1 protein-coding gene and 1 pseudogene are annotated in these 1,561 nt (G+C 65.4%); both read right to left on the bottom strand.

Annotated elements, in window-relative coordinates; genetic code table 11:
• Positions 1-236: 236 nt before the first annotated feature.
• Positions 237-1,238 (bottom strand): Ldh family oxidoreductase, encoded by a 1,002-nt coding sequence (locus tag EOA60_RS32285; RefSeq protein ID WP_095824348.1) that lies wholly within the window; start codon positions 1,236-1,238, stop codon positions 237-239.
• Between the two features lie 133 nt (positions 1,239-1,371).
• Positions 1,372-1,561: pseudogene (locus tag EOA60_RS32280) on the bottom strand (ABC transporter permease); the annotation flags it as partial.

Raw genomic sequence — 1,561 nt, 5'->3', positions numbered from 1 at the left:
TCGAAACAGGGTCCAACGAGGCGGCCTGACCTGAGACGGTATCAAGGCGGCGTGAAGCAAGCACGCCCGCCCCGGCCCTGGACGCCCGGCGCGACGGCCGCCAATCGCAAGCCGCGACCCAAGCCACCCTTTTGCGGCTTGAGATGTGGGGTGCCGCTGATGGGTCGCTGCCGGGCTAAGAAAGGTTCAAAGCGGCGCGAAGCAAATGCGCGCCTTGTTGCCGGGCGATGCCTCGATCAGGCCGAGTAGCGTTCGGCGAATTCGGAAATGCGCTGCACGACCGCCTTCGGGATATCGACACCGCGCGCCGTCGCCTTTTCAGCGGCCTCTGCCCGGGCACGGCCGGGGATGTGCACGCCGTAGCGCCGCCGCAGCCGGTCGAGCTGGTCCTTCATGCGCTGCTCAAAATCCGGATCGACCAATTTGGGCTCGATAGCGAGCACGAAGAGCCCGGTTCCGGGGCTGTCCGGCCCGCCGGAGAACCAGGGTGCGTCGAGCGACCAGTTGGCGCCGGAAATCCCCGCCGCCAGCACCTCGACCATAAGCGCGATGTTGGCGCCGCGCTGGCCGCCGAAGGCGAGCATCGCGCCCTTCATCGCCGCCGCCGGATCGGTGGTCGGGTTGCCGCTGGCATCGAGTGCCCAGCCCTCGGGGATCTTCCTTCCGTCTTCCGCCGCCTTGCGGATGTTGACGAAGGCGGTGGCGCTCGACGATTGGTCGATCACCAACGGCGGCCCTTCCGCGGCAGGCGCGGCAAAGGACATCGGGTTGGTGCAGTAGACCGGCTTGACCGAGCCCGAGCCTGCAAGCACCGCCGGCCCGTTGGTGGCGGCGAACGAGACCAGCCCCTGCGCTGCCAGCCGTCCGGTGAAATAGCCGAGCGCGCCGCAGGTATAGGCGTTCCTTTGCGAGAAGATGGCGACGCCGAACAGCCTCGCCGCCTTGACGAGGTCATCGATAGTGCGGTCGAAGCCGGTATGGGCAAGCCCGCCGCGCGCGTCGGAGAGGTAGACGGCCAGCGCCGGCCGGGTGACGACCGGATCGGCATCGCCGTCGATGCGGCCGTCCTCGATGGCTTCCAGATAGTCGATGAAATGCGACAGGCCGACCGCCGACAGGCCTTCTGCTTGCGCGGCGATGATCGAGGCAACCAGCGACTGCGTCACTTCTTCATTGGCGCCGGCGCCGAGCGCCGCCATGCGGCACAGCCCTGTTGCCTGGTCGAGAGTGAGTTGCATCGGAGCCGTCCTGAGGAAGTAGGCGAGTAAGGGAATAAGGGAGTAGGGGGAAATTGTGGAGCAAATAGCGAATGGGGATGGAAATGTGAACGCGGATCGTGGCTGAACACTCCCCTATTCCCCTATTCCCCTACTAACCGATCTTGAGCGGAATCCGGGCCTCGATGCGGCTGAAGATGAGAACCAGGATGCCGGTGATGGTCATGTAGATCAGCGCCAGCAGCAGCAAGGGCTCGTAGGTGAGATAAGTGTCCTGCCGCACCTTGGACGAGACGGCGAAGATATCGATGACGCTGATCGTCGCCACCAGCGGCGTCGACTTG

It is taken from the genome of Mesorhizobium sp. M1A.F.Ca.IN.020.06.1.1 (assembly GCF_004023265.1).
GTDB lineage: Bacteria > Pseudomonadota > Alphaproteobacteria > Rhizobiales > Rhizobiaceae > Mesorhizobium.
The sequence above is the reverse complement of the archived record's forward strand: the minus strand, read 5'-3'. Positions and strand labels throughout refer to the sequence as shown.